Here is a 26,535-nt window from a genome sequence, read left to right on the forward strand (position 1 = left end):
GATCGAGCTCGACGGGCGCCGGCAGGGGGTGTGCTCAGGCCTCGGTACGCTCCGGCAGGGTCGGCAGCAGCTTCTCGAGGAACGTCGCGGTGTCTTCCCAGCCGTGGACGGCCTGGCACTCCACGCCCATCGCGAGCACGGGGTAGTCGTTGCCGTCGGGGTCGAGGCGGTCGCCGACGAAGAGCATGTCGTCGAGCGGGATTCCCGTGGCTTCGGCGAGCTTGTTCATGCCGTAGGCCTTGTCGATGCCGCGGTGGGTGATGTCGACCGAGGTCGAGCCGCCGGAGCGGACCTCGAGGTCCGGGATGCGTGCTGCGACGGCCTCGCGGAGGCTGTTCTTCTTCTCGCCCGTCGGGTCCCACGCCATCTTGGCGTCGAGGGGAGCCGACTGACCGAGAGCGGAGAACGTGATCTGCGAGCCGCGATCCTCGAGGATGTCGCCCCACGGTTCGGCTTCCCACAGCCCCAGCCGCTCGGCTTCTTCTCGGACGGCGGTGAGGGCGCGCTGCTTCTCATCGTCGGTCAGGGAGTGGGCGTAGACGGTCTGCACACCGTCGCGGGTGAGACGGTAGTACTGCGTGCCGCACGTGGGCATCAGGTGGAATCGCGAGAGCACCTCGGGCGCCGCCTCGGGAAGACGCTCGACCACCTGTGAGCGGAACTGCTGCAGCTGGCCGCCCGAGATGATTGCGACCTCGACGCGTTCTGCGAGGGCCAGCAGCAGCTCACCGATGCGGGGGTCGATGGCCGACTTCGACGGTGCGAGGGTGTCGTCGAGGTCGAAGGCGACGAGGCGGGGCGAGGCGTCGGACACGGTGCTCCTGGAGGTCTCGGGTTCGTGGTGCGATCATCCCCCGTCGGGGCGTGCACGGCGCGGGCCGCTGACGGCCCACGACGATTCTACGGGGGCGCGTTGCGCGTGTTCGCCGGAGTGCGTTCACTGCGGTGCGGGGGCGAGTGCGGCCCGGTCGGGCGGCGGCGACTGCCGGTGATCCGACATCTGTGGGTTATAGGTCAGGAATAGTGGATGAATCCTCGATCTAGCCGCGTGATTCCGGGGTAGAACGGGGATCGGTATGGTCCGCGACCCTTAGTCGTGGACCTTCCCTCGAATCAGGGCTCGTGCGTGGTATGCGGGTCGAAGCTGGTGAAGAACGGACGACACCCCTCAGGAACGCAGCGGTGGCGGTGCCGGCCGTGCGGGTCCTCCACTATCCGTCGGCGCCCTGACGTTACCCGCCGCGAACAGCTGCACCGGTTCCTGACCTGGCTGATGGGCAAGGCCTCACAGGCCGAGCTCGCCAGCTCCCGCAGCGCCCGCTCGTTCCGTCGCGACACCGCGTGGTGCTGGGCCCTCGAGCCGCGCCTGCCCGTCACAGGCGAAGTACACGAGGTGATCCTGGTCGATGGGATCTGGATCGAAACGTGGTGTCTACTCATCGCCCTCACCACCACCAACACCGTCGTGGGATGGCAGTGGGCCGCCCGCGAATCGGCTGCTGCCTGGGGCGCGCTGTTCGAGAGCATTCCCGCCCCGACGGTGGTGGTCACCGACGGCGGCTCCGGGATCCGTTCCGCCCTCGCCCTGCACTGGCCCGCCACCGCCATCCAACGCTGCATCTTCCACCTGCAGCTGAACGTCACCCGCGAACTGACAAGGAACCCGCGCCTGCGCGCCGGCAAAGACCTGCGCCAGATCGCCCTCGCCCTCAGCGGCATCCACACCGTCGACGACGCCATCACCTGGCGCCTCACGCTGGAAGCCTGGTGGAAGACCTACGGGCACCTCCTGCGCGAACGCACCCTCTATGACAACGGCCACTTCGGTTACACCCACAAACCGCTCCACAAAGCCTGGGCGATCTTGCACCGCGTCGCCGAGAACGAACACATGTTCACCTTCATCCGCCACGACGCCCCGCGCACCACCTCACGCCTCGAAGGACTCAACGCCCAGATCAGGCACCTCCTTCGCCATCACCGGGGCATGCCGATCCAGCATCAACGCCGCGCCGTCGAATGGTTCCTGCTGCTGCACGAAGTCCCCATCGACCACGCCCACAGCTACGCCCACGCCCCCACAACGCCAACCCCGCACGAGGACGCCACCATCGACCTCGAGGACCCCACCCCAACCCTCTACGACAACGGCCTCGACGCCACCGAAGGCCTCTGGCTCAGAACAGGATGGGCAGGACGAGGATGACACGCCCGACCCCATCCACTATTTCTGGCCTATAAGCCACATCTGTTGCCTGGACGAACAGCGAGACCCCGTCCGGAGGCGGGGTCTCGCTGTGTGGAACCGCCGTCCTCCGAGGAGGGGTTCCATGTCTTATTGGTCGGGGTGACAGGATTTGAACCTGCGGCCTCGTCGTCCCGAACGACGCGCGCTACCAAGCTGCGCCACACCCCGTGGCAACTTGAAAAGTCTACCCTGTTCCGGGCCGTGTTCCGAACCGGGGGTCGGTTCGGGCGCGTCGCGGCAACGGATGCCGCTGGGTAGCCCGGCGCGAAGACCCGCGTGCCGCCCACCCGCGGCGGTCCTCCGCACATTCCGGAGTGGCGGGATCGCCGCGGGTGGGGTGAGTGCGCGGCCGCCGGGGAAGGCGAGCGTCGCGTGCGGCCTGCAGAGATCAGATCTTCGGGGTGGAGCGCCGCCGCGCGAAGGCCCACGCCACGACGCCGAGTCCGAGTGCGGCGGCGGCAGCCCCACCGGCTCCACCGAGGGATGCCGCGGACATCCCCGTCGCCGCCAAGGCGGCGGGCGGCGCGGACGGCGCGGGCGGTGCGGGCGGCGCGGGCGCCGACGGAGCGGGCGCCGCCGGTGAAGGAGTGGGCGACGCAACGGAGTCCGCGCGTGGCGGTTCGGGCGCGAGTTGCTCGGTCTGGCTGGGTGAGGCGAAGCGCTCCTGCCAGCGGTAGTGAGGGGGCAGGTTCGCGACCACGTCGGGATCCTGATCGTCACGCTCGACGCGCCACACGGCTGTGTAGACGCCCGGTCCCGGCAGCGCGTCCGACACGACCGTGTAGGTACCCGCCCCCGTGAGCGGATCGGTTCGCAGGGTGAGGCGCATGACAGGGGCGAGGTTCGAGGGGATGTCGACGGACTCGGCGGGGTAGGCGCCGGTGCGGTAGACGTCGGCGGTGGCCGAGATGACCACGAGGGATCCGTCGGCGTGGCGGGGCCAGACACCGTCGGCCGCCGACACCGTCACGAGGTCGACGAACCGGCCGCCCTCGATGCGCGCGATGGTCTCGATGCGCGGTGAGAAGCGCACGGGGCGAGGCGTTGCATCCTGCGTCGTCAGCGTGAAGGTCGTCGGATCGGCGGGCCCGGCGGATTCCTGCTGCCCCGGTGTGGAGAAATAGTGGATGGCCGCCGATCGCACGGCGAAGGAGCCCGTCGCGCGGACCGCGTAGGGTCGGCCGTCGACCGACGACGAGGCGGGAGCGACGATGTCGTAGACCTGTCCGGCGCGCACGTCGGAGCGGTCGGCGACGCCCGTGTCGGCGAAGACGGCGTTGTCGAGGTGCAGGGTGCCGGTGGCGGTGGCGTCCACGTCGGCGGTCACGGTGCCGCGGGTGGGGTCGTCCTCGAGGGCCGTGAGCGTCAGGGCGCCACCGACCCGGGGGACGCTGATCGCCTCGGCTTCCGCCAGGTAGCGCACGGCGTGTTCCTGGACCGCCGCACTGTTCTCGGGGCTCGCACGTCTCATGATGTGGTCGATCGCCTCGGGGAAGCTGTCTCCGGTGTACCCCCAGGAGTGAAGCGTGGTGTCGCGATCCACGATCGCTTTGACCGCCCATCCGACGCCCGCGGCCTGCACGGGATCGCCGGTCTGCCCGTAGGTGGAGACCAGGTAGTTGATCGACACCAGTTGCTTCGGACTCAGGCCGTTGACGTCCGACGAGATTCCGCGGTCGGTCGTCGCGTCGGTGGCGACGGGGAGCCCGGGGTGGATGCAGTAGGTGTGCACATCGCCTACCCGCATCGAGCCGTGCCATCCCGTGCGAGACAGCGGCGCCCAGGTGCCGAAGCCGGTGCCCCGATCGGCGGCCTGTGCGGCTGGAACGGTTGCGAGTCCGCCCAGCAGGGCGGCGATCACGCCGAGAGCGGCCAGAGTGCGTCGGCGTGACGGGGGAGGGTGATGCATGCGAGGAGTCCCTTCGTTCGAGGAGACTCGATCGTGCTCCCGCACCCGGGTGCGGGAACGGCGGAAGGGGCCGATCCGTGAATGGATCGGCCCCTTCGCCAGGTGGGGAGGATGCTCAGCGGGGGAGGAGCGTCAACAGCGTCGCCTCCGGACGACAGCCGAACCGCACGGGCGCGTAAATTGAGTGGCCCAGACCCGCGCTGACGTTCAGGGGCACGGTCCGGCCGTCGTGCGTCCACTCGCTCAGGCCCCGGGCCTGATCGAGCGGGATGTCGCAATTCGACACGAGCGCCTTCCGGCTGAACGGGACGCGCACCTGACCGCCGTGCGTGTGACCCGCCAGCAGCACGTCGGCACCGAGATCGATGAAGGTGTCGAGCGTGCGACGGTACGGCGCGTGCATCACGCCGAGGGTGAGATCGGCGGCATCCAGAGTTTCGAGGATCGGCGGGAGAAGCTCGGGGTGGTCCCAGTTGCGGTGGCCGTCGTTGACGCCGAACGCGGTCACGCGCAGCCCCTTGAGCTCGAACGAGACCGCCGTGTGGTCGAGGATGCTCCACCCGAGATCGTCGGCGAAGAAGCGATCCAGCGCGTCGACGTCGAGGTGCTTGTGCGCCGGAAGGTTCCCCGAGGGCCCGAGGAAGTAGCGGAGCGGATTGCGCGGCGCGGGTTCCTGGTAATCGTTGGAGCCGTGCACGACGAGCCCGGGCACCTCCCGCAGGGGGGAGAAGGCCGTGCGGATGCCCGTGAGGCCGTCGCGATGTCCCAGGTTGTCGCCGGTGTTGACGACGAGATCGGGGGCCAGCTCCGTCAGGCGTGCCATCCACTCCTGTTTGCGGTGCTGCCACGGCGCCATGTGCGCGTCGGAGACGTGCAAGACGCGGAGGGGCTCGGCGCCCTTCGGCAGCACCCGTAGCGCGTGATAGCGCACCGTGAAGAGGTAGCGCTCGATCCCGACTCCCCAGACCGCCGCCCCGACGGCCGCCGCCCCCGCGACCCCGAGGGGCGCGAGGGCGGCGGTCACGAGGGGGCGCCTCACGGGCATTCCTTCGCGACGACCGACAGGGCGATCGGCGTGCTCTTGTTGGCGGAACTGCCGCCCGCCGGGTTGGTGCCGGTCACCTGGCCCTCCGCGGGGGCGTTCGCGTCGCGTTGGCATCCGCCGATCGAGATGTTGCCGTAGCCGGCGGCCGCGAGAGCGGCGCGGGCGGCAGCGACCGTCTGCCCATCGACGTTCGGCACGGTGCCGCCCTGCCCATTGCCGGGGTTGATCGTGATGGTCGATCCGGCGGGAGCCGAGCCGCCGTTCGGGCTCTGTGCGGCGACGGTGTCGGAACCGGACGCGGAGTCGACGGGTTCGCCCACCGTGACGCGGAACCCGGCGCCGGTCAGGGTCGATCGCGCGCTGTCGATCGACTGACCCACGACGTTGGGCAGGTCGCGCTGCTGTGTGCGCAACAGGTTGGACACCGGGTCGGGGAAGCGGTCGCCGCCGTAGAACTCGTTGGCGGCGCTCTGGATGTCCTTCGCCAGGACGTACCGCATGCTGCTCAGCTGGTTGCCCTTGGCGTACTTCCCGAACAGATCCTTATCACCGTCCCAGTTGCCGACCCACACAGCGGTCGTCGCGTTGGTCGACGACTCGATCATCCACGTCTGGAAGCCCTCGTGCGTTCCGGTCTTGCCCATCACCGGAGTGCCGTCGTACGGGTTGGCGTCGACGCCCGTGCCCTGCCCCTGCATGACGCCCTGGAGGGCGTACGCGGTCGTCGCGGCGATCTCCGGCGTGAGTGCCGCCTCGCACGTGCGCTCCGGGATGGGGCGTTCCTCACCGTCGGCCGTGGTGACCTTGTCGATGACCTTCGGCTGGCAGTACGTGCCGCCGTTGGCGACCGTGGCGAACGCGCCGGCCATCGCGAGCGGCGACACGTTGTCACTGCCGATCACCTCGTTGGCGTTCCGCATCTCGATGTCTTCGCCGGTTCCCTTGGTCACGCCCAGCTTCTTCACGACCTTGGCGATGTCGCACAGGTCGAGCTCCGCCGCCATGGCGAGATAGCCGGTGTTGAGCGAGTCCCGGGTGAACATCATCGGCGTGCCCACATAGCCCGGGTTGCGTGCGAAGTTGTTTATGACCGTGCCGCCCTGGTTGACCCAGTTGCCGGCACACGAGTTCGTCATGTTCGGCACCGGCCGCAGGCGGCCGTTCAGTGACTCGTTGAGGGAGTGACCCTTCTCGAGCCAGTCGACGAGGGTGAAGAGCTTGAACGTCGACCCGACGGGGAAGCCGATCGAACCGCCGTTGGTGGAGTCTCCTGCGAAGACGATCTGGTTGTACGACGGGTCGGATTCGGAAAGCTCGCGATCCTGCGTGAACTTGGTGTTCTGCGCGATGGCGAGGACGCGGCCGGTCTTGGCCTCGAGGCTCACCGCGGTCGAGCCGAACTTCATCCCCTCGATGCTCTCGGGGGTGTTCTCTTTCATCGTGTTCTGCGCGGCATCCTGCATGCGCCAGTCGAGCGTGGTCTGGATCGTCAGGCCGTCCTGGCGCAGGGCGCGCACGCGGTCGTCGGTCTCGGCGCCGAAGGCCGGGTCGTTGAGGATCGTCGACACGACGTACTGGCAGAAGTACGCCGCCCCCGACGAGCCGCAACCCTGCTCGGTCTCCGACAGGTTCGGCGTGATGGGCTCGATCGCGTACTGCACGTACTGCTCGTGCGTGATCTTCCCGTCGGCCTCCATGCGGCTGAGCACGTAGAGCTGACGGCCCTTGGTCTCGCTGTAGCCGTCGGCGGCCGCAACGAGCTGCTCCTGCGTGATCTCACCGTTGTCGCGCAGGGTGTAGAGGGCCTGGATCGTGCTCTGATCGACATCGTCGATGGAGCCGTCGGGCTGCTTGTTGTACGGGGTTCCGTCGCTGTCGAAAATGGAGCCTTCGGGCCGGTCGATGCGGAAGCGGTTCGGGTTCTGCACCATGCCGGCGAGCACGGCCGACTGGCCGATGTTCAATTCGGAAGCCGAGACGTTGAAGTATCGCTTCGCCGCGGCGTCGATGCCGTAGGTGACGCCGCCGAAGTTGGCGATGTTGAGGTACCCCAGAAGGATCTGGTCCTTCGAGTACTCCTTCTCGAGCTGGATGGCGTAGCGCATCTCTTGCAGCTTGCGCTGATATCCCTCGGGGCCATCCGCCTGAACGGCAGCGCTGGCGCACTCCTGGAGGGCCTCGTCACGCGTCTTGCCGACGGTGGTCTCGGTGGCCTCGACGGCCTTCGCGTCGCGCTCGCACCGCTGCACGAGGACGTTCTTGACGTACTGCTGGCTGATCGAGGATCCGCCCTGCGTCTCGCCGCTCGCGGCGTTGTTCAGCAACGCGCGCGTCGTACCGATCAGGTCGACCCCGCCGTGCTGGTAGTAGCGCGGGTCTTCCGACGACAGGACGGCGTCGTACATGACGGGCGCGATCTGCTCGAAGGTGACGGGGGAGCGGTTCTGGTCGTAGAACTTCGCCAGTACCCGGTCGCCGGCCATGAGCGTCGTCGGCTGCATGAGCTCGTCGGGCTGCAGGTAGCTGGGCATCTCGTCGAAGATGGTGATGGCGCTGGAGGCAGCGGCACCGGAGACGGCGATGGCCGGCGTGACGGCGGCGGTGACCAGGAGTCCGGCGACCGCGCTGAGTCCGACGAGGCCCAGGATGCCGCCGAGGGCACCGCTAGCCGTACGTTTGTTCTCGGGCATAGGCTTGATGCTAAGCGACGTTGCTGGGCGATGCCTTGAAGGCGTGCGCTCGCGCGCGTACGCCCTTCGTCCGCGCGCGCACGCCTGCGCGCTCCGAGCCACCGCCGGGAGCCCGACATGACCACGTGGGAATACCTCACCACGCCGCTGCTGATCCACAACACCGCCGCCATCCTCAACAACTGGGGCAAGCAGGGGTGGGAGCTCGTGCAGGTGGTGCCCGGGCCCGAGGGTGGGCTCGTCGCCTATTTCAAGCGCCCCACCGGCGGCGGCACGGCCAACGCCGGCCTCGGTGCTGCCGAGGCGGCCGCGCGCCAGTTCGAGGGCCAGCAGTGAGCGTCTCGGAGCGTCTCGCCGAGCTGGGGGTGGAGGTCCCCGGCGTCGTGCCGCCCGTCGCCGCCTACATTCCCGCGAAGCGTCACGGCGACCTCGTGTACACCTCGGGGCAGCTGCCCATGATCGAGGGGGCTCTCCCCGCCACCGGCAAGGTCGGGTTGGGCGAGGGCCTCGTCGACCCCGCGGATGCCAAGACCTACGCCCGCCAGTGCGCCCTCAACGCGCTGGCTGCGGCGGCGGCCGTCGTCGGCGGCGTCGACAATCTCGTCGGTGTGCTGAAGATCACGGGCTTCGTGGCATCCGTTCCCGACTTCACGGGGCAGCCCGGCGTCATCAACGGGGCGAGCGAGTTCCTCGGCGAGGTGTTCGGCGAGGCGGGCGCTCACGCGCGCTCGGCGGTCGGCGTGCCGGTCCTGCCGTTGGACAGCCCGGTCGAGGTCGAGGTCGTTTTCGCCGTCGCATGAAATGGTCGGGCGCTCGAGAAATGAGAGCGTAACGTACCGTATTTCCCGATTTTTCAGAATCTCCAGATCCTCCTATTAGGGTATTTACGGGGAGGCGCATCTGCGTCTGCCTTTCGCCACGCAATGCGGGGCGCATTCTTAGGGGAAATCGGGGAAACATGAAGAAGACGACGAAATTCTGGGCGGCCGGCGCAACGGCGCTCGCTCTCGCGGTCGGCGCCGGGATCAGCGTCCCCGCTGCCTACGCAGCCGACATCACGGGCGATGTGCGGGTCACGCTGGACTTCACCACGCCCGACGAGGTCTACGTCGCGGTCTGGGCGAAGAACACCTCGGCCGTCACCGCGTACGGCTCGGCGACGGTCGCCCAGACCAACGGGTGGGTCGAGACCTTCAGCGAGAAGCGCTTCGCGCCCGGTGAGACCTGGACCTGGTCGGCGTCGTTCGACGGGTACGACTGCAGCGACCTCGACACCACCGCGGGTGTCGCGTTCGGTTCGTCGTCGCGTGGCGGCGACCCCGAGTGGACCTCGGGCGTCATCACGGCGTGGGACTCGCGGGTCACGGTGATCGGCTGCGACCTGCCGCCGACGCCCACCCCGACGCCCACCGTCGCACCGACCGCTCAGCCGACGATCGCGCCCACCGCCCAGCCGACGGTCGCGCCGACCGCGCAGCCGACGGCCTCGCCGACGACGGCCCCGACCGGTGGCCCGACTCCGACCGCTACGCCGACGGCCACCTCGACGCCGACGGCCGCGCCGACCGCCACGCCGACGGCCACCTCGACCGCGGTTCCCGTGCCGGCCGCGAACAGCCAGTCGGGTAAGGGTTCGCTCGCGGCCACCGGTATGTCCGGCGCCGCTCTGCTTCCCATCGCCCTGATCGCCGCGGGTGCTCTGGCGGCGGGTGCCGTCATCCTCCTGCTCCGCCGTCGCCGCTCGGTCTGACGACGTTGAAACGGGGCCGTTCGTCCGAACGGCCCCGTTTTCCTGTCCGCGGGCGGGCACATCGTGCGTGGTGCCCTCCGTGGATGCCGACACGTCCGGCATCCACGGATCCGGTGTCATTTCACCTGGGCGCTGATGACGCTCATCACGGCGGTGTCCGCCAGGGTCGTGGTGTCTCCGACTTCGCGACCCTCGGCAACGTCGCGCAGCAGGCGGCGCATGATCTTGCCCGAACGGGTCTTGGGCAACTCGCCGACGATGTAGACGTCGCGAGGGCGCGCGATGGGGCCGATCTGCTCGCCGACCCACCGGCGCAGCTCGTCTCCGAGTCCCTCGACGGCGTTCTGCTTCAGGTAGCGGCTCTTGATGATCACGAACGCGACCACCGCCTGGCCCGTCGTCTCGTCGGATGCTCCCACCACCGCCGCTTCCGCTACGCCTTCGTGGCCCACCAGCGCCGACTCGATCTCGGCGGTCGACAGGCGGTGGCCGGAGACGTTCATCACGTCGTCCACGCGCCCGAGCAGCCAGACGTCACCGTCGTCGTCGAGTCGTGCGCCGTCGCCGGCGAAGTAGTACCCCTTGTCGGCGAACTTCTCCCAATACGTCTCGCGGTAGCGGTCGGGATCGCCCCAGATACCGCGCAGCATGCTCGGCCATGGCTCGGTCACCACCAGCAGACCCCCGCTGCCGTTGGCGACGGGCTCCCCGCTGTCGTCGACGACGGCGATCGAGATACCGGGCACCGGGACCTGAGCGGAGCCGGGCTTCGTCTCGGTGACGCCCGGCAGAGCCGAGATCATGATGGCCCCTGTCTCGGTCTGCCACCACGTGTCGACGATGGGCGTCTCGTCGGCGCCGATGATCTCGCGGTACCAGATCCACGCCTCGGGGTTGATGGGCTCGCCGACCGAGCCGAGCAGTCGCAACGACGACAGATCGAACTTCTGCGGCACGTCACGTCCGATCTTCATGAAGGAACGGATCGCGGTGGGGGCGGTGTAGAAGACCGTGACGCCGTGCTTCTCGATCAACTCCCACCAGCGGCCGGGGTGGGGTGTGTCGGGTGTGCCCTCGTACAGCAGCTGTGTCGCACCGTTGGCGAGGGGACCGTACGCGACGTAGGTGTGACCGGTGATCCAGCCGATGTCGGCGGTGCACCAGTAGACATCGCTCTCGGGGTGGACGTCATGGACGACGCGGTTCGTGAACGCCGCCTGGGTGAGGTAGCCCCCCGAGGTGTGGAGGATCCCTTTCGGCTTCCCCGTGGTACCGGAGGTGTACAGGATGAACAGCGGCGTCTCGGCGGGGAAAGCCCGCGCCTCGTGCTCGGCGGACGCCGGCGGCACGATGTCGTGCCACCACAGGTCGCGCCCGTCGGTCCACTCGACGTCGTTGCCGCCGCGTTTGACCACGATGACGTGCTCGACGCTTTCTTGGATGCCGGATCCGTTGCGATCGGCCAGGGCCTGGTCGACGGCGGGCTTGAGGGGCGAGACCTTGCCTTTGCGCCAGCCGCCGTCGGCGGTGATGACGACCTTCGCCCCGGCGTCGTCGATGCGCGCGCGCAGGCTGTCGGCGGAGAATCCGCCGAACACGACGGAGTGCACCGCGCCGATGCGGGCGACCGCCAGCATCGAGGCGATCGCCTCGGGGATCATGGGCAGGTACAGCGCGACCCGGTCGCCCTGCTCGACACCCAGATCGGTGAGCACGTTCGCGAGCCGTTTGACCTCGTCGGTGAGCTCGGCGTAGGTGACGTTGCGCGTGTCGCCGGGTTCGCCTTCCCAGCGCAGGGCGATGCGATCGCCGTTTCCGGCCTCGACGTGGCGGTCGAGGCAGTTGTAGGCCACGTTCAGCTCGCCGTCGGCGAACCATTCGGCGAAGGGCGGGTTCGACCAGTCCAGTACTCGGGTGAACGGCGTGTGCCAGTGCAACTCCCGCGCCTGATCGGCCCAGAACCCTTCCCGGTCGGCGGACGCGTGCTCGTACAGGGCGCGGTCTCCCACGGCGTGTTCGACGAATGCGGCCGGCGGCGGGAACCGACGGGATTCGGACAGGAGGTGGTCGATCTGGCTGCTCATCGCGGCGCTCCTTCGCATCACGTGACGCCCGCGTCAGCGCTTGGCGTCATCACCCCGGTCACGCTATCGACCGCCCCCGGCGCGGGCCACCTCCGATAGTTGGCATCTCGAATAAGACGAAACAGGTGATATATCGCCGTGGATGGGTGTGTGGAGTTGGTTAGATCAATTTCCATTGCGTAATCTAGGCAGGCCCGAACATCGCTTCCGGCATTTGCGTCGGGGGGAGCCCCCCAATATTCCTCCGGCGCACGGCGGCATCCCTCGCCCCCCACTGACGGGATGCCGCCCCCTTCTTTTTCGCCTCGCGGTTGGCCACCGGTCCCTCCCGCCGGGTCGTGTGCGGATCCCCTGTGCGGCTTATGAGAGGCGCGGGGAACCGTGCGAGCTCCTCCCCAGAGGCTCGATCGCACCCGCCGTCCACGGATCGCCCCGTCGGGCCTCCGCGCCCGGGGGTGTCGTCTCTACGGTCGTCGGCATGTCCTCGATCGCTCCCTCTCCGCACACGACGACGGCCGCCGCCATGGCGTGGCGGGATCCGGCCCTGACCTTCTTGCGGCCGTTCCTCGACGATCCCGACGTCACGGATCTGTTCATCAACGGCGATCGAGGACTCTTCGTCGACCGCGGAGACGGTGCGGTGCGCGTACCCTCCTGGCAGGCGAGCGAGGATGAAGTGCGCCGGATCGCGATTCGCCTGATCGCGCTGGGCGGCCGCCATCTCGACGACGCCGCACCGTGCGTCGACGTCCGACTCGAGCGCGGGGTGCGGGTCCACGCCGTGCTCGCGCCGGTCGCCGCGACCGGAACGACGCTGTCGGTGCGCGTGCCGCGGTGGGACGCGCCGGGTCTGTCCGACCTCGAGCGGGGAGGGATGCTGTCCGCTGCGCAACGCGCGTACCTCGAAGAACTGGTCGCCCGTCGCGAGAACGTCCTGATCGCCGGCGCCACGGGGGCCGGTAAGACGACGCTGCTGTCCGCCCTGCTCGCGTGCGTGCCGTCGACGGAACGCATCATCACGGTCGAAGAGGTGGCCGAACTGCGTCCGGCCCACCCGCATCACGTGGCACTCGAAGCCCGTCAACCCAACATCGAGGGTGCCGGCGGCATCCCTCTCGCCCGCCTCGTGCGTGAAGCACTGCGGATGCGGCCCGACCGGCTGGTGGTCGGCGAGTGCCGGGGGGAGGAATTGCGCGAACTGCTGATGGCGTTGAACACCGGTCACGATGGCGGGGCGGGCACCCTGCATGCGAGCGGGCTGACCGACGTCGCGGCGCGCTTGGAGGCCCTCGGGGCGCTGGCGGGAATGGATGCCGCGGCGACGGCGCGGCAGACCGCCAGCGCGATTGATGCCGTCATCCACGTCGAGCGGGTGGCCGGACGCCGGCGGATGACGGGGTGGGGGCGTCCCGTGGTGCGCGCGGGGCGCATCACCATCGAGCCCGGGCGGTGGATGTGACCGTGGCCGGGCGGGCGGCCGGGTCGGCGGTGCCGCCCGATGCCATCGAGACGATCATGCGGCTGGCCGTCCTGCTGTCCGCCGGGTTGCCCTCGACGAGAGCCTGGACGTACCTCGCCGAAGATGGCGGCCCCCTCGTGACCGCCGCAGCGCGGGCCGCCGGGGCCGGTGGCGACGTCGGGACCGTCCTGGCCGCAGCGGGCGGAGCGTGGGCCGACGCCGCGGCGGTGTGGACCGTCGCGGTCGAGACGGGCGCACCGCTCGCCGACACGCTGCGCGCTGTCGGGGGAGCCCTCCGCGACGCGGCCGAGGTCAGGGCCGATGTCGGCGTGGCGCTGGCGGAGCCCGTGGCGACGGCCCGACTGCTCGGCTGGCTACCGGTCCTGGGCATCCCGCTGGGGGCCGCGCTCGGGTTCGACCCCGTCGGCATCCTGTTCTCGGATGTCAGGGGGATGTCCTGCCTCGGAGCGGGCGTGACGCTCGTCGTGGTCGCCCAGGCGTGGTCGCGACGGCTCTCGCGTCGAGCTCGGCCTCCCACGTCGGTCCCGGGCCTGCGGGCGGAACTCTGGGCCGTTGCCCTTTCGGCCGGCGCGTCCGCCGACCGCGCGCGCGATCTGGTCGATGCGGTGCTGCCCCGCTCGGCCTCCGACGACGAGCCGGCGGATGAGGCGGCTCGCACGGTCGACTTCGCCCACCGTGCGGGCGTTCCCGCGGCGGAGTTGCTCCGCGCCGATGCGTGGCTGGCCCGCCACCGCGCACGGACGGAGGGGCGCACCGCGGCGGCACGGCTGTCCACGCGTCTGCTGCTGCCGCTGGGCGTGTGCACGCTTCCCGCTTTCCTCCTCCTCGGAGTCGTGCCGATGATGCTCGGCGTCCTCCAGTCCGGTGCGCTGCCGTGATCCGCTCCTCCCCGCCGGCTTCTCCGACGACACACCCCTCGCACCCATTGCCTCGACGGCGCCGACCCGCACGTCGGAGCATGCGCGCTCGAACCCTCCACCCGTGCCATCCCTCACCGATCACCCTCGACCCACAGGAGTCTCATGTCCCCGTTCTCGTTCGTTCCCCGTTCCGGCGACGCTCGTCTCGGCCTGCCGCCCCTGACGACCGCACGCGCCGGCGCGCTCTTCCTCGACGACCGCGGCGCCGCCACGGCCGAGTACGCCATCGCGACGATGGCGGCCGTCGCCTTCGCCGGGCTCCTGGTCGTCATCATGCGCAGCGACGAGGTCCGCGGCATCCTCACCGACCTCGTGCGCCGCGCGCTCACCGTGCAATGACACCGCGTCTGCTCGACGACCGCGGCGCCGTCGCGGCCGAATTCGCGGTGGCCCTTCCCGCTGTCGTCGTCGTCTTGGCCCTCGGCGTCGGCCTGCTCGGCACGGCGACCGCGACCGTGCGACTGCAGCACGCGGTGACCGAGGCCGCCCGCCTCCTCAGCCGCGGCGACGCCGACGCGCTCGACGGTCTCTCCGCGAGCGGAGGGAAGGCATCGGTGGAGCACCGCGACGGGCTCGTCTGCGTGGCCGCCACCGCGCCGGTGCGCGCGGTGCTCCCGCTCCCCGCCGTCACGGCGCGTGCGTGTGCCCTCGACGGAGGCCGGTGATGGCGGGAAGCGTCTCCACGGTCGGCGTCGTTGCCGCGTTGGTCGCCGTCACCGTCTCGCTCGGCGTTGTCGGCGGGGCCGTCGTCGAAGCGCGACGGGTGGCCGGCATCGCCGACGCCGCCGCGCTCGCAGCCGCGGATGCGGCCAGCGGCGCGGTGCCCGGCGTGCCGTGCGAGCGGGCCGGACGGGTCGCCGCGGCCGGCGATGTCCACCTCAGCACGTGCGATGTGGCGGGCCTCGTCGCGACCATCATGGTCGCTGGGGCGTACGGTGGAATCTCATTCGATGCGCGCTCGCGGGCCGGACCCCCCGACACTCCGAGCCCGTGAGCCTCCCGGAACCCGAACAGGGAGGCGTGTGTATGGTGTGCATCGAAGAAAGGACCCCAGTGGCAAACGGCAAGAAGCTCGTCATCGTCGAGTCCCCGACGAAGATGAAGTCGATCCAGGGATACCTCGGCGACGACTACGAAGTGCTCAGCTCGGTCGGGCACATCCGTGACCTCGCATCGAAGAAGGAGATCCCGGCCGACAAGAAGGCGGCGTACGGCAAGTACTCCATCGACGTCGAGAACGACTTCGACCCTTTCTACGTCGTGAACGACCGCAAGACGAAGACGGTCGCAGAGCTCAAGCGGGCTCTCAAGGGCGCCGACGAAGTCCTGCTCGCCACTGATGGTGACCGCGAGGGCGAGGCCATCGCGTGGCACCTCCTCGAGGTGCTCAAGCCCAAGGTCCCCGTCCGCCGCATGATCTTCCACGAGATCACCAAGGACGCCATCCGCGACGCGGCCGAGCACACCCGCGATCTCGACGTCTCGCTCGTCGATGCACAGGAGACCCGCCGAGTGCTCGACCGCCTCTACGGGTGGGACGTCTCGCCGGTGCTGTGGCGCAAGGTCGGCTCCGGACGCGAGGGCACGGCGCTCAGCGCCGGCCGCGTGCAGTCCGCCGCGACCCGCATGGTCGTCGAGCGCGAGCGCGAGCGCATGGCGTTCGTGTCCGCGTCGTACTGGGACGTCGAGGCGCTCGCATCGCGGGCGGGCTCGTCGTTCACGACCCGTTTGAACCGCCTCGACGGCGCGCCCATCGCGCGCGGCGGCGATTACGACGACAACGGTCAGCTCAAGAAGGCCGTCGTGGTGCTCGACGAGGCCGGCGCGCGCGCGCTCGCGGCGGCCGTCACCGCCGCCGGTCGTGCCACCGTCGCCAAGGTCGAGGCCAAACCCGGCACCCGCAGCCCCCGCGCCCCGTTCACGACCTCCACGATGCAGCAGGAGGCGGGCCGCAAGCTCTCGATGAGCGCCAAGCACGCCATGGGCGTCGCACAGCGTCTGTATGAAAAGGGCTTCATCACCTATATGCGTACCGACTCGGTCGCGCTCTCGGCTCAGGCCGTCTCGGCCGCCCGTGCGCAGGCGGTGAAGCTGTACGGCGACACGGCGGTCCCCGCCAACCCGCGCGTCTACAAGAGCAAGTCGAAGAACGCGCAGGAGGCCCACGAGGCCATCCGCCCGTCGGGCGAGGAGTTCCGCACGCCGGCATCCCTGGCATCGTCGCTCGACCGCGACGAGCAGAAGCTCTACGACCTCATCTGGAAGCGCACCGTCGCCAGTCAGATGGCGGATGCCAAGTACGAGACGACCACGGTCACCCTCACCGTTCAGGCGGGGGCGCAGCTCGCCGAGTTCACGGCATCCGGCACCGTCTACACCTTCAAGGGGTTCCTCGAGGCGTACGAAGAAGGCGCCGACGAGAAACGCAACGACGACGACGCCGATCAGTCGCTGCCGGCCGTCGTCGTGGGCGACGAACTCGCTGTCAGCGACGTCGAGCCCAAGGGCCACAGCACGTCGCCGAAGCCGCGGTACACCGAAGCGAGCCTGGTCAAGGCGCTGGAGGAGAAGGGCATCGGTCGTCCCTCGACCTTCGCCAGCATCATCGGTGTGATCCTCGACCGTGGCTACGTCACGAAGCGCGGACAGGCCCTCGTGCCCAGCTGGCTCGCCTTCAGCGTGGTGCGTCTGCTCGAGGAGCACTTCGCCGACCTCGTCGATTACGACTTCACCGCGGCGCTCGAGGACGACCTCGACGCGATCGCGCGCGGCGAGCAGCGCCGCACCGAATGGCTGAAGTCGTTCTACTTCGGGTCCGAGAAGCAGGTGGGTCTGCGCCACATCGTCGACAACCTCGGCGAGATCGACGCGCGGGAGCTGAACTCCACGCGCATCACCGATACCGCGACCCTGCGTTTCGGAAAGTACGGCCCGTACCTCGAGGTCAGTGAGGCCGGTGCCGACCCCGAGGCGAAGCCGCGCATCGTCAACATCCCCGAGGATCTCGCGCCCGACGAGCTCACCCCCGAGAAGGCTCGCGAGCTCATCGAGGCGCCGGTGGCGGGTGACCGCGTGCTGGGGGAGAACCCCGACAACGGCAAGCTCGTCGTCGTCAAGGACGGCCGGTTCGGTCCGTACGTGCAAGAAGTGGATGCCGAGGAGCCCGACGAGGTCGATCAGGCCACGGGCGAGGTCGTCGAACAGCCGAAGAAGCGCGGCGTGAAGAAAGAGGCGGCACCGAAGCCGCGGACCGCGTCGCTGTTCCGCTCGATGTCGGTGGACACGATCGATCTCGACGCGGCCCTGCAGCTGCTGTCGCTGCCGCGCGTCGTCGGTGCAGACCCCGAGACGGGGGCGGAGATCACGGCCCAGAACGGTCGTTTCGGACCGTACCTGAAGAAGGGCACGGATTCGCGCTCGCTCGACAACGAGCAGCAGATCTTCGACATCACGCTCGAAGAGGCGATCGCCAAGTACGCCGAGCCCAAGTACGGCGCCCGACGTGCGTCGAGCGCTCTGAAGGAGTTCGACGCCGACCCGGTCAGCGGCAAGCCCATCAAGTTGAAGGACGGCCGATTCGGTCCGTACGTCACCGACGGCGAGACCAACGCCACGGTTCCGCGCGGCGAGAACGCGATGGAGATCTCGTTCGAACGTGCCGTCGAGCTGATCGCCGACAAGCGTGCGAAGGGTCCGGCACCGAAGAAGACCACCGCGCGCAAGACGACGGCGGCGAAGACCACGGCGGCGAAGACGACCGCGGTCAAGAGCACGGCGGCCAAGACCACGGCGGCGGCGAAGACCGCGGCCAAGACCACGGCGACGAAGACCACCGCGGCGAAGACCGCCGCGACCAGGACGACGGCGGCGAAGACCGCGGCGGCGAAGGCGACCACGGCGACCGCGACCAAGGCCGCGGCGCCCCGGGCTACGACCACGCGCAAGGCGCCGGCGACGGAGTCGTGACCGGCGACCCCACCCGGCCGCTGCACGCCCCGCGGGCGGCGGCGGCCGGGGGACCGGGCCTGTTCATCACCTTCGAGGGCGGTGACGGTGCGGGCAAGACCACCCAGGCCTCGCTTCTCGAGGACTGGGTGCGCACGCGCGGGCGGAACGTGGTCCGCACCCGCGAACCCGGCGGAACCGAACTTGGCCTGCGCATCCGCGAGATCGTGCTGCACCACCGTGGCCACATCGATCCCCGCGCTGAGGCGCTGCTTTACGCCGCGGACCGCGCGCACCACATCGCCACCTCTGTGCGGCCCGCCGTCGCGCGCGGCGATGTCGTCATCCAGGACCGGTACCTGGATTCGTCCGTCGCCTATCAGGGGGCCGGACGCGTCCTCGATGCGAACGACGTGCGTGCGCTCTCGCTCTGGGCGACCGACGGGCTGCTCCCCGACCTGACGGTGCTGCTCGACCTCGACCCGGCGGCCGCACGCCGCCGTCTGGACGCCGCCGACAAGCCCTTCGACCGGCTCGAAGCCGAGAAGGAGGAGTTCCACGCGCGCGTGCGTGAGGGGTTCCTCTCCCTTGCGGCCGACGAGCCGGGGCGTTTCCTGGTGCTCGATGCGCGAGCCGCTCCCGAAGAACTCGCTGCGCGCGTGCGCAACGCCGTGGCCGAGCGCCTGGGCTGACGACACCGCACGAGGCGCACCCGCCCGCTTCGCACGCACCGGCGCGGCCGACGCCGTCCGGCGCACGCGATCCACAGTCGACGGCCAGCAGGGGTGTCGTACCCCGCCGTTAGGCTGGAGCCCATGTCTGTCGCCCTCGACCCGTGGCCGTCGTCCGCCGGCGCGGCGGCCTTCCCCTGGGACGCGGTCTGGGGTCAGGACGACGCCGTCGAAACGCTGCGCACGGCGGCATCCGATCCTTCCGCTCTCGCCCATGCCTGGCTCATCACGGGCCCGCCGGGATCGGGCCGCTCCACCCTGGCCTACGCTTTCGCCGCCGCGCTGATCGCCGATCCGGGCGACGAGCGCGCGCAGCAGCAGGTGCTCGCGCGCACCCATCCCGACCTGACCGCGCTGCGCACGGAGCAGGTCGTGATCCGCATCGAGGAGGCACGTCGTCTCGTGGAGCGTGCGTCGTTCGCGCCCTCGCTCGGGCGTCACCGCGTGATCGTCGTCGAAGACGCCGACCGTATGGCGGAGCGCACGTCGAACGTGCTGCTCAAAGCCCTCGAAGAGCCGCCCGAGAAGACCGTGTGGGTGCTGTGCGCGCCGAGCGACGCCGATCTGCTGCCCACCATCCGCTCGCGCGTGCGGGTCCTGAGACTGCGCGAACCCACGGTCGCCGACGTCGCGGCGCTGATCGTGGAACGCACCGGCGTCTCGGCCGAGGTCGCCGAGGAGTCCGCGCGTCACGCGCAGCGCCACATCGGCATGGCTCAGCGCCTCGCGACCGATGACGACGCCCGCACGCGACGCGCCGAGACCCTCGCCGCCGTGCTCGCCGTGAGGGGGATCGGAGACGCCGTCGACGTCGCCGGCCGCATCATGCGCGTCGCCACCGACGACGCCAAAGCCCTCACCGCCACCCGTGACGACGAAGAGCGTCGTGCGCTCCTGCGCATGCTCGGCGTCGCCGAGGGAGCCGCCGTCCCGCCCTCGGTCCGCGGGCAGGTCAACGCCCTCGAAGACGATCAGAAGCGACGGGCCACTCGCAGCCTCCGCGACGGCATCGACCGGGTGCTCACCGACCTGCAGTCGTTGTTCCGCGACGTGGTGATGATCCAGTACGGCCGCGAGGCGGACCTCGTCAACAGCGAGCGGGTCGACGCCCTGCGCGCCCTCGCCGCCGAGTGGACGCCGGCTCGCACCCTCCGGGTGCTCGACCGCATCTCGGTCACGCGCCGCAACCTCGAGCAGAACGCCGCCCCGTTGCTGGCCCTGGAGAGTCTCATGATCACCGTGGCGAACGGGTCGGCGCCGTGAGCCTGCGCCGCCGCGCGGCGGCGTCCGTCGCGGTGCTGGCCGGCCTCGCCCTGGCCCTGTCGGGGTGCCTCTACGCGCAGATCCCGCCGATGGCGCCCGACACGGGGCGTTCCCTCGCTCCGCAGACCGACGATGTCGACGCGGCCCTGCTGCCGTACTACGGGCAGACGCTGACGTGGACCGAGTGCGGTAGCGCCGGCTTCGACTGCACCACGGTCACCGCTCCGCGCGACTACGCCGACCCATCGGCCGGCGATCTCGATCTGGCCGTCATCCGGCACCGCGCGACGTCGGGGGAGCCCCTCGGCTCCTTGCTCACCAATCCCGGCGGACCCGGTGTGAGCGGGGTCGACACCGTGCGCGATTCGCTGTCGCTCGTCGCCGACGAAGAACTGACCTCCTCGTACGACGTGATCGGTTTCGATCCGCGGGGGGTGGGGCAGTCCACCGCGGTCCGGTGTTACGACGCCGCCGGCATGGATGCTTTCCTGTACGACATCCCGCCGGGCGCGCGCGGCAGCGAGGAACGCAACGCGGCGCTCGAGCAGCGGCAGGCCGACTTCGCCCAGGCCTGCGAGGCCGGGAGCGACGGCATCCTGCCGTACGTCTCCACCGAGAACTCGGCGCGCGACATGGATCTGCTGCGGGCCGTGCTGGGCGACGCGACGTTGAACTACCTCGGTTTCTCCTACGGGTCGCTGCTGGGTGCCACCTATGCCGGTCTCTTCCCCGAACGGGTCGGACGCATGGTCCTCGACGGGGGCATCGACCCGAGCCTGCCCGGCAGCGAGAGCGGGATCGCGCAGGCCGTCGGGTTCGAGAACGCGCTGCGGGCGTTCATGGCGGACTGCCTGACACGCTCGGACTGCCCCTTCGGCGGTTCCGTCGACGACGCGATGAGCGACCTGAGCTCACTGCTGCAGCGGGTCGACGCGCGACCCCTCGACACGGGCGACGGACGCCGCCTCGGCGCGGACACCCTCGTGACGGCGGTCCTCGCAGCGCTCTACAGCGACCAGAGCTGGCCCTACCTGCGCATCGCGCTCACCGACGCGCAGAACGGCGACGCCTCGGTGGCCGTCCAGCTCGCGGATTTCTACAACGGCCGCGAGAACGGGCAGTACCCGAGCAACACGCTCGAAGCGCTGCGCGCGTACAACTGCGTCGACTATCCCGACGAGGGCGACACGGACGATGAGGCGCTGGAAGCGGAGCTCGCGCAGAAGGCCCCGGTCATCGCACCCTACTGGGTGGGCCCCGATCCGTGCGGCGCGTGGCCCGCGCCCCCGACGGGTACCCGAGCGGAGATCACGGCGCCCGGCTCGCCCCCGATCGTCGTCCTCGGCACCACCGGCGACCCGGCCACCCCCTACACCGAGGCCCAGGCGCTCGCCGAGCAGCTGTCGCAGGGCGTGCTCGTCACCTACGTCGGTGAAGGGCACCTGGCCTACAACAAGGGCAACGCCTGCGTGAACGGTGCCGTCGACGACTACCTCGTCGACGGCACCGTCCCCGACGCCGGGCTGCGCTGCGGATAGCGACCGCGCCTAGGCTTTTTTCGTCACACCCCGGAGGAGACCCCCATGACCGCGCCCATCGCCGACCTGGCGACGTACATCGACCACACCCTGCTCAAGCCCGAGGCCACCCGCGCCGACGTCGAGCGACTGATCGCCGAAGGTGCCGAGCTCGGCACGTACAGCGTGTGCATCTCGCCGTCGTTCCTCCCGATCGACGTGCCCGCGGGTCTGAAGCTCGCCGTCGTCTGCGGGTTCCCCAGCGGCACGCACCACGCCGAGATCAAGGCGGCCGAGGCAGCGCTGTCGGTCTCGCAAGGCGCCGATGAGATCGACATGGTCATCGACGTGGGCGCCGCCGTCGAGGGGCGCTACGACCACGTCGAGGCCGAGATCCGTGCCGTGCGCGAGGCCGCCCCGACGCCCACCGTGCTCAAGGTCATCATCGAGTCGGCGGCGCTCTCCGATGAGGCGATCATCGCCGTGTGCGAGAAGGCCGTCGCCGCCGGCGCCGACTTCGTCAAGACGTCGACGGGTTTCCACCCGGCCGGCGGGGCGAGCGTGCACGCGGTCGAGCTGATGAAGCGCACCGTCGGAGACCGCGCCCAGGTCAAGGCCTCCGGGGGTGTGCGCACCCGCGCCGCCGCCGAGCAGATGATCGCCGCGGGGGCGACCCGGCTGGGGCTGTCCTCCAGTCGCGACATCCTCGCCGACCGTTCCGCGACGGGCGACTACTGACCGCTGATCGGAGCGTGTGCGCTCGGACCTCCGGGAGCATGTAAGATCGATGATCGTGCACGCGACAGCGCGCACATGCCGCCTTAGCTCAGACGGCAGAGCGATTCACTCGTAATGAATAGGTCAAGGGTTCGATTCCCTTAGGCGGCTCCGAAGGCCCCCACCCGCTTCCACCGGGTGGGGGCCTTTCTGTCATCCGACGGCGGCCCGTCCTGGGCTTATAGGCCAGAAATAGTGGATGGGGTCGGGCGTGTCATCCTCGTCCTGCCCATCCTGTTCTGAGCCAGAGGCCTTCGGTGGCGTCGAGGCCGTTGTCGTAGAGGGTTGGGGTGGGGTCCTCGAGGTCGATGGTGGCGTCCTCGTGCGGGGTTGGCGTTGTGGGGGCGTGGGCGTAGCTGTGGGCGTGGTCGATGGGGACTTCGTGCAGCAGCAGGAACCATTCGACGGCGCGGCGTTGATGCTGGATCGGCATGCCCCGGTGATGGCGAAGGAGGTGCCTGATCTGGGCGTTGAGTCCTTCGAGGCGTGAGGTGGTGCGCGGGGCGTCGTGGCGGATGAAGGTGAACATGTGTTCGTTCTCGGCGACGCGGTGCAAGATCGCCCAGGCTTTGCGGAGCGGTTTGTGGGTGTAACCGAAGTGGCCGTTGTCATAGAGGGTGCGTTCGCGCAGGAGGTGCCCGTAGGTCTTCCACCAGGCTTCCAGCGTGAGGCGCCAGGTGATGGCGTCGTCGACGGTGTGGATGCCGCTGAGGGCGAGGGCGATCTGGCGCAGGTCTTTGCCGGCGCGCAGGCGCGGGTTCCTTGTCAGTTCGCGGGTGACGTTCAGCTGCAGGTGGAAGATGCAGCGTTGGATGGCGGTGGCGGGCCAGTGCAGGGCGAGGGCGGAACGGATCCCGGAGCCGCCGTCGGTGACCACCACCGTCGGGGCGGGAATGCTCTCGAACAGCGCGCCCCAGGCAGCAGCCGATTCGCGGGCGGCCCACTGCCATCCCACGACGGTGTTGGTGGTGGTGAGGGCGATGAGTAGACACCACGTTTCGATCCAGATCCCATCGACCAGGATCACCTCGTGTACTTCGCCTGTGACGGGCAGGCGCGGCTCGAGGGCCCAGCACCACGCGGTGTCGCGACGGAACGAGCGGGCGCTGCGGGAGCTGGCGAGCTCGGCCTGTGAGGCCTTGCCCATCAGCCAGGTCAGGAACCGGTGCAGCTGTTCGCGGCGGGTAACGTCAGGGCGCCGACGGATAGTGGAGGACCCGCACGGCCGGCACCGCCACCGCTGCGTTCCTGAGGGGTGTCGTCCGTTCTTCACCAGCTTCGACCCGCATACCACGCACGAGCCCTGATTCGAGGGAAGGTCCACGACTAAGGGTCGCGGACCATACCGATCCCCGTTCTACCCCGGAATCACGCGGCTAGATCGAGGATTCATCCACTATTCCTGACCTATAACCCCCGTCCTGGCACGTCGCGCGCCCGGCTCCGCGGGACACGCCCGATAGGCTGGAATGCCCCGCGCCTCTGAGGCGGCGGTGCCCGTCCGTTACCCGCTGGAGTCTGTCGTGTCGAACGCGCTCGATGCCCTCATCGAGATCTTCACGTGGGTGGGATTGGGTGGCGGCCTTCTTCTCGCGATGGCCGCGGCTGTCCTGCTCCTCGCAGACGGCACCTGGCTGCCCGCGCGAGCGGTGATCGAACGCGTCGGCGATGGTCGGGTCGTGCGCTGGTTCGACGACGAGGGTGGCGTGAACGAGGCGCCTCTGTCGGAGCACGACGACGCGAAGATCGGATCGGCCGATATGGCTGACATCTTCTTCCGGCGGGGGAGCGCACACCGCCTGCGTCTGACGCGGTCGTCCCCCGTCGTGCGATTCGTGTCGCTTCTCGCGGCGGGGGTGTCGACGCTGGGGCTGGTGGCGTTCATCGTGTCGATCGTGCTGTTGTTCGTCCGAGGATGACGGGTTGGCGCCGCCGGCACATAGCTAGATAAGCTAGCGATATGCCCGCTTCGCCCGCCCCTGCCCGCCGTCGGTCCCGCCGCGCTCCCCACCCGTCGCGGTGGCTGCGCGTCGGCATCCCCAGCCTCCTCGTGCTGCTGTGGGTGGTGGGCGGGTCGATCGGCGGGCCGTTCTTCGGGAAGGTCGACGAGGTCGCCACCAACGACCAGTCGTCGTTCCTGCCGCAGTCGGCCGATGCCACCCGCGTCAGCGAGCGTCTGCCCGACTTCGCCGGCAGCGACACGATCCCCGCCATCGTCGTCGCGGCCACCGCAGACGGCAGCGCCCTCAGTGACGAACAGGTCACCGCGCTGCGGTCGCTGGCGGTCGATGTCGCCGGCATCGACGGCGTGGTGGGCGAGGCTTCGCCGCCGGTCGTGTCCGACGACGCTCAGGCGGCGCAGATCTTCGTCCCGCTCGACAGCTCCGGCGAGGTCCGCGAGATGGTCGAGCGGGTGCGTGAGGCCGCCTCGACGGACGCCCCCGCGGGAGTGGAGGTCTGGGTCACCGGTCCCGCCGGGTTCACGGCCGATCTCGTGAAGGGCTTCCTCGGCATCGACGGCCTGCTGCTCGTCGTCGCCCTCGCTGCGGTGTTCGTCATCCTCGTCGTCGTCTACCGCTCGCCGTTGCTTCCGATCCTCGTGCTTACGACCTCGGTGTTCGCGCTCTGCGTCGCCCTGCTGACGGTGTGGTGGCTCGCGTACGCGGGCGTCGTCGTTCTCAACGGGCAGGTGCAGGGCATCCTGTTCATTCTCGTCATCGGCGCCGCCACCGACTACGCGCTGCTGTACGTCGCGCGCTTCCGCGAGGCGATCGGCGAGGGCGACCGACGGTGGGATGCCACGATCCGGGCGTGGAGGGGCGCCGTCGAGCCGATCCTCGCGTCCGGGGGCACGGTGATCGCGGGCCTGCTCTGCCTGCTGCTGTCGGATCTGGCGACCAATCGCGCGCTCGGTCCCATCGCATCGATCGGCATCGCGTTCGCGGTGCTGTCGGCTCTGACCTTCTTGCCGGCACTGCTCGCGTTGTTCGGTCGCACCGCATTCTGGCCGTTCCCGCCCAAGCCGGGCGCCGCGGCCCTGGCCGACGACCTCACCGTGCCCACGAAGGGCCTCTGGCCGCGCCAGGCGCGCTTCGTCGCTCATCGCGCGCGCCCGGTGTGGATCGTCTGCACCCTCGTCCTGCTCGCAGCGTGCGTGGGCGTCACGCAGCTGCGTGCCGACGGCGTGCCCGCGAGCGACCTCGTTCTCGGTGCCTCCGAAGCGCGCGACGGGCAGGCCGCGCTCGCGGCGCATTTCCCCGGTGGCTCCGGCAGCCCCGCGTATGTGCTGGTGCCGCAGAACCGTGCCGCCGACGCGATCGCGGTGCTGGAACGCACCCCGGGCATCGACGGCATCGGGGTGCTCTCGTCTGACGCGCCCGGCGGCGAAGCGCCGGTCGCGGCCGACGACGGCGCGCTCGTGACGACGGCCCTCGGCGCGCCCGGCACTCCCGCTCCGGCTCCGACGGTGTCCGACGGAGACGTGCTGCTGGCCGCCACCCTCGCCGACACGGCGGATTCGTCCGCCGCCGACGACACCGTGCGTCAGCTCCGCTCGTCGCTGAGCGCGGACCTCGGGGAGGGGACTGCGATCGTGGGCGGCGTGACCGCGACCGACATCGATTCGATCGACACGGCGATTCGCGACCGCACCCTCATCATCCCGATCGTGCTCGTCGTCATCCTGCTCATCCTCATGGCCCTGTTGCGAGCCGTGTTCGCGCCGCTGCTTCTCATCGGCACGGTGATCGTGTCGTTCGGCGCGGCCTTGGGCGTCAGCGCGCTGGTGTTCGACGGCGTCCTCGGCTTCCCCGGCGCCGATCCGTCGGTCCCGCTCTACGGTTTCGTCTTCCTGGTGGCGCTCGGGGTCGACTACAACATCTTCCTCATGTCGAGGGTGCGCGAGGAGTCGCTCGTGCACGGCACCCGGCCGGGAATCCTGCGCGGTCTCGTCGCCACCGGCGGCGTCATCACCTCGGCGGGACTCGTGCTGGCGGCGACGTTCGCCGCCCTGGGAGTCATCCCCATCCTGTTCCTCGCGCAGATCGCCTTCATCGTCGCCTTCGGGGTGCTGCTCGACACCTTCGTCGTGCGATCGTTGCTCGTGCCGGCGCTGGCGTACGACCTCGGGCACCGCATCTGGTGGCCGGCGCAGCGAGGACGGCGATGACGGAGACG

22 protein-coding genes and 2 tRNA genes are annotated in these 26,535 nt (G+C 69.8%); 17 read left to right on the forward strand and 7 right to left on the reverse strand.

All coding sequences use genetic code 11. The features are described from left to right. Nucleotides 1-34 precede the first annotated feature (34 nt). On the reverse strand, nucleotides 35-814 hold the full coding sequence (locus QE410_RS04565; RefSeq protein WP_307328483.1) for an HAD-IIB family hydrolase: 780 nt from the start codon (nucleotides 812-814) through the stop codon (nucleotides 35-37). A 312-nt stretch (nucleotides 815-1,126) separates the two neighbouring features. Here QE410_RS04565 and QE410_RS04570 point away from each other — a divergent pair, with 312 nt between their 5' ends. Beyond that, nucleotides 1,127-2,206 (forward strand): IS1249 family transposase, encoded by a 1,080-nt coding sequence (locus tag QE410_RS04570; protein ID WP_307334339.1) that lies wholly within the window; start codon nucleotides 1,127-1,129, stop codon nucleotides 2,204-2,206. A gap of 133 nt (nucleotides 2,207-2,339) precedes the next feature. Here the strand turns inward: QE410_RS04570 and QE410_RS04575 are convergent. The 4 genes from QE410_RS04575 to QE410_RS04590 all read right to left on the reverse strand — a co-directional run bounded on the left by QE410_RS04575 (nucleotide 2,340) and on the right by QE410_RS04590 (nucleotide 7,892). Beyond that, nucleotides 2,340-2,416, reverse strand: a tRNA-Pro gene (locus tag QE410_RS04575). Between the two features lie 220 nt (nucleotides 2,417-2,636). Next, nucleotides 2,637-4,157, reverse strand: a complete 1,521-nt coding sequence (locus QE410_RS04580; RefSeq protein ID WP_307328486.1) for a hypothetical protein — start codon at nucleotides 4,155-4,157, stop codon at nucleotides 2,637-2,639. A 115-nt stretch (nucleotides 4,158-4,272) separates the two neighbouring features. Then, nucleotides 4,273-5,202 carry a metallophosphoesterase gene (locus QE410_RS04585; protein ID WP_373459319.1) on the reverse strand — a complete coding sequence of 310 codons (930 nt, stop codon included), beginning with the start codon at nucleotides 5,200-5,202 and terminating at the stop codon, nucleotides 4,273-4,275. Then, on the reverse strand, nucleotides 5,193-7,892 hold the full coding sequence (locus tag QE410_RS04590) for a transglycosylase domain-containing protein (protein ID WP_307328495.1): 2,700 nt from the start codon (nucleotides 7,890-7,892) through the stop codon (nucleotides 5,193-5,195). The genes QE410_RS04585 and QE410_RS04590 overlap by 10 nt, the downstream gene beginning before the upstream one ends. 117 nt (nucleotides 7,893-8,009) lie before the next feature. Between QE410_RS04590 and QE410_RS04595 the strand changes: the two genes are divergently transcribed. From QE410_RS04595 to QE410_RS04605, 3 genes are all read left to right on the forward strand, one after another. Then, nucleotides 8,010-8,228, forward strand: a complete 219-nt coding sequence (locus tag QE410_RS04595; protein WP_058232572.1) for a DUF4177 domain-containing protein — start codon at nucleotides 8,010-8,012, stop codon at nucleotides 8,226-8,228. Further along, nucleotides 8,225-8,692, forward strand: a complete 468-nt coding sequence (locus QE410_RS04600) for a RidA family protein (RefSeq protein ID WP_307328501.1) — start codon at nucleotides 8,225-8,227, stop codon at nucleotides 8,690-8,692. The genes QE410_RS04595 and QE410_RS04600 overlap by 4 nt, the downstream gene beginning before the upstream one ends. Before the next feature lie 158 nt (nucleotides 8,693-8,850). Further along, nucleotides 8,851-9,642 carry a hypothetical protein gene (locus QE410_RS04605; RefSeq protein ID WP_307328503.1) on the forward strand — a complete coding sequence of 264 codons (792 nt, stop codon included), beginning with the start codon at nucleotides 8,851-8,853 and terminating at the stop codon, nucleotides 9,640-9,642. 116 nt (nucleotides 9,643-9,758) lie between these two features. On the opposite strand, the gene acs is transcribed toward QE410_RS04605, so the two are convergent. Then, nucleotides 9,759-11,726 carry an acetate--CoA ligase gene (gene acs / locus QE410_RS04610; RefSeq protein WP_307328508.1) on the reverse strand — a complete coding sequence of 656 codons (1,968 nt, stop codon included), beginning with the start codon at nucleotides 11,724-11,726 and terminating at the stop codon, nucleotides 9,759-9,761. A 478-nt stretch (nucleotides 11,727-12,204) separates the two neighbouring features. Between acs and QE410_RS04615 the strand changes: the two genes are divergently transcribed. The 11 genes from QE410_RS04615 (at nucleotide 12,205) to QE410_RS04665 (ending at nucleotide 22,470) form a co-directional block, all read left to right on the forward strand. Next, nucleotides 12,205-13,185: a TadA family conjugal transfer-associated ATPase gene (locus QE410_RS04615; protein WP_373459320.1), complete on the forward strand. Its 981-nt coding sequence runs from the start codon at nucleotides 12,205-12,207 to the stop codon at nucleotides 13,183-13,185. A gap of 2 nt (nucleotides 13,186-13,187) precedes the next feature. Beyond that, nucleotides 13,188-14,084: a type II secretion system F family protein gene (locus QE410_RS04620; protein WP_307328510.1), complete on the forward strand. Its 897-nt coding sequence runs from the start codon at nucleotides 13,188-13,190 to the stop codon at nucleotides 14,082-14,084. Nucleotides 14,085-14,228: 144 nt separating this feature from the next. Continuing rightward, the gene (locus QE410_RS04625) at nucleotides 14,229-14,465 is read left to right on the forward strand and encodes a DUF4244 domain-containing protein (RefSeq protein ID WP_307328513.1); all 237 of its coding nucleotides are present in this window, start codon (nucleotides 14,229-14,231) and stop codon (nucleotides 14,463-14,465) included. Continuing rightward, nucleotides 14,462-14,791, forward strand: a complete 330-nt coding sequence (locus QE410_RS04630; RefSeq protein WP_307328516.1) for a TadE family protein — start codon at nucleotides 14,462-14,464, stop codon at nucleotides 14,789-14,791. The genes QE410_RS04625 and QE410_RS04630 overlap by 4 nt, the downstream gene beginning before the upstream one ends. Beyond that, the gene (locus QE410_RS04635; RefSeq protein ID WP_307328519.1) at nucleotides 14,791-15,120 is read left to right on the forward strand and encodes an Rv3654c family TadE-like protein; all 330 of its coding nucleotides are present in this window, start codon (nucleotides 14,791-14,793) and stop codon (nucleotides 15,118-15,120) included. Before QE410_RS04630 ends, QE410_RS04635 begins: the two co-directional genes overlap by 1 nt. Before the next feature lie 59 nt (nucleotides 15,121-15,179). Further along, nucleotides 15,180-18,092, forward strand: coding sequence for a type I DNA topoisomerase (gene topA / locus QE410_RS04640; protein WP_307328522.1), 2,913 nt, complete (start codon nucleotides 15,180-15,182; stop codon nucleotides 18,090-18,092). Beyond that, a complete protein-coding gene (gene tmk, locus QE410_RS04645) occupies nucleotides 18,089-18,763 on the forward strand; it encodes a dTMP kinase (protein ID WP_307328525.1) in 675 nt (224 codons plus the stop codon). Before topA ends, tmk begins: the two co-directional genes overlap by 4 nt. 123 nt (nucleotides 18,764-18,886) lie before the next feature. Continuing rightward, nucleotides 18,887-20,065 carry a DNA polymerase III subunit delta' gene (locus tag QE410_RS04650; RefSeq protein WP_307328528.1) on the forward strand — a complete coding sequence of 393 codons (1,179 nt, stop codon included), beginning with the start codon at nucleotides 18,887-18,889 and terminating at the stop codon, nucleotides 20,063-20,065. Next, entirely contained in the window at nucleotides 20,062-21,603 is a 1,542-nt protein-coding gene (locus QE410_RS04655) for an alpha/beta hydrolase (protein ID WP_307328531.1), read from the forward strand. The genes QE410_RS04650 and QE410_RS04655 overlap by 4 nt, the downstream gene beginning before the upstream one ends. A gap of 45 nt (nucleotides 21,604-21,648) precedes the next feature. Next, nucleotides 21,649-22,320 carry a deoxyribose-phosphate aldolase gene (gene deoC / locus QE410_RS04660; RefSeq protein ID WP_307328534.1) on the forward strand — a complete coding sequence of 224 codons (672 nt, stop codon included), beginning with the start codon at nucleotides 21,649-21,651 and terminating at the stop codon, nucleotides 22,318-22,320. Between the two features lie 77 nt (nucleotides 22,321-22,397). Further along, nucleotides 22,398-22,470, forward strand: a tRNA-Thr gene (locus QE410_RS04665). A gap of 103 nt (nucleotides 22,471-22,573) precedes the next feature. Here the strand turns inward: QE410_RS04665 and QE410_RS04670 are convergent. Continuing rightward, nucleotides 22,574-23,683 (reverse strand): IS1249 family transposase, encoded by a 1,110-nt coding sequence (locus QE410_RS04670; protein ID WP_307328537.1) that lies wholly within the window; start codon nucleotides 23,681-23,683, stop codon nucleotides 22,574-22,576. A gap of 145 nt (nucleotides 23,684-23,828) precedes the next feature. Here QE410_RS04670 and QE410_RS04675 point away from each other — a divergent pair, with 145 nt between their 5' ends. Next, complete coding sequence (locus tag QE410_RS04675) at nucleotides 23,829-24,278, forward strand: hypothetical protein (RefSeq protein ID WP_307328541.1); 450 nt, start codon at nucleotides 23,829-23,831, stop codon at nucleotides 24,276-24,278. Nucleotides 24,279-24,319: 41 nt separating this feature from the next. Further along, on the forward strand, nucleotides 24,320-26,527 hold the full coding sequence (locus tag QE410_RS04680) for an efflux RND transporter permease subunit (RefSeq protein WP_307328544.1): 2,208 nt from the start codon (nucleotides 24,320-24,322) through the stop codon (nucleotides 26,525-26,527). The last annotated feature ends 8 nt before the right edge of the window (nucleotides 26,528-26,535 follow it).

The organism is Microbacterium sp. SORGH_AS_1204, from assembly GCF_030818935.1.
Lineage (GTDB): Bacteria > Actinomycetota > Actinomycetes > Actinomycetales > Microbacteriaceae > Microbacterium.

What these genes read in the sequence shown, in the direction of transcription:
- QE410_RS04580 (WP_307328486.1), bottom strand. Translation starts at nt 4,157, where the DNA reads ATGCATCACCCTCCCCCGTCACGCCGACGCACTCTGGCCGCTCTCGGC.
- QE410_RS04585 (WP_373459319.1), bottom strand. Translation starts at nt 5,202, where the DNA reads ATGCCCGTGAGGCGCCCCCTCGTGACCGCCGCCCTCGCGCCCCTCGGG.
- QE410_RS04590 (WP_307328495.1), bottom strand. Translation starts at nt 7,892, where the DNA reads ATGCCCGAGAACAAACGTACGGCTAGCGGTGCCCTCGGCGGCATCCTG.
- QE410_RS04595 (WP_058232572.1), top strand. Translation starts at nt 8,010, where the DNA reads ATGACCACGTGGGAATACCTCACCACGCCGCTGCTGATCCACAACACC.
- QE410_RS04605 (WP_307328503.1), top strand. Translation starts at nt 8,851, where the DNA reads ATGAAGAAGACGACGAAATTCTGGGCGGCCGGCGCAACGGCGCTCGCT.
- acs (WP_307328508.1), bottom strand. Translation starts at nt 11,726, where the DNA reads ATGAGCAGCCAGATCGACCACCTCCTGTCCGAATCCCGTCGGTTCCCG.
- QE410_RS04615 (WP_373459320.1), top strand. Translation starts at nt 12,205, where the DNA reads ATGTCCTCGATCGCTCCCTCTCCGCACACGACGACGGCCGCCGCCATG.
- QE410_RS04625 (WP_307328513.1), top strand. Translation starts at nt 14,229, where the DNA reads ATGTCCCCGTTCTCGTTCGTTCCCCGTTCCGGCGACGCTCGTCTCGGC.
- QE410_RS04630 (WP_307328516.1), top strand. Translation starts at nt 14,462, where the DNA reads ATGACACCGCGTCTGCTCGACGACCGCGGCGCCGTCGCGGCCGAATTC.
- QE410_RS04635 (WP_307328519.1), top strand. Translation starts at nt 14,791, where the DNA reads ATGGCGGGAAGCGTCTCCACGGTCGGCGTCGTTGCCGCGTTGGTCGCC.
- QE410_RS04650 (WP_307328528.1), top strand. Translation starts at nt 18,887, where the DNA reads ATGTCTGTCGCCCTCGACCCGTGGCCGTCGTCCGCCGGCGCGGCGGCC.
- deoC (WP_307328534.1), top strand. Translation starts at nt 21,649, where the DNA reads ATGACCGCGCCCATCGCCGACCTGGCGACGTACATCGACCACACCCTG.
- QE410_RS04675 (WP_307328541.1), top strand. Translation starts at nt 23,829, where the DNA reads ATGCCCCGCGCCTCTGAGGCGGCGGTGCCCGTCCGTTACCCGCTGGAG.
- QE410_RS04680 (WP_307328544.1), top strand. Translation starts at nt 24,320, where the DNA reads ATGCCCGCTTCGCCCGCCCCTGCCCGCCGTCGGTCCCGCCGCGCTCCC.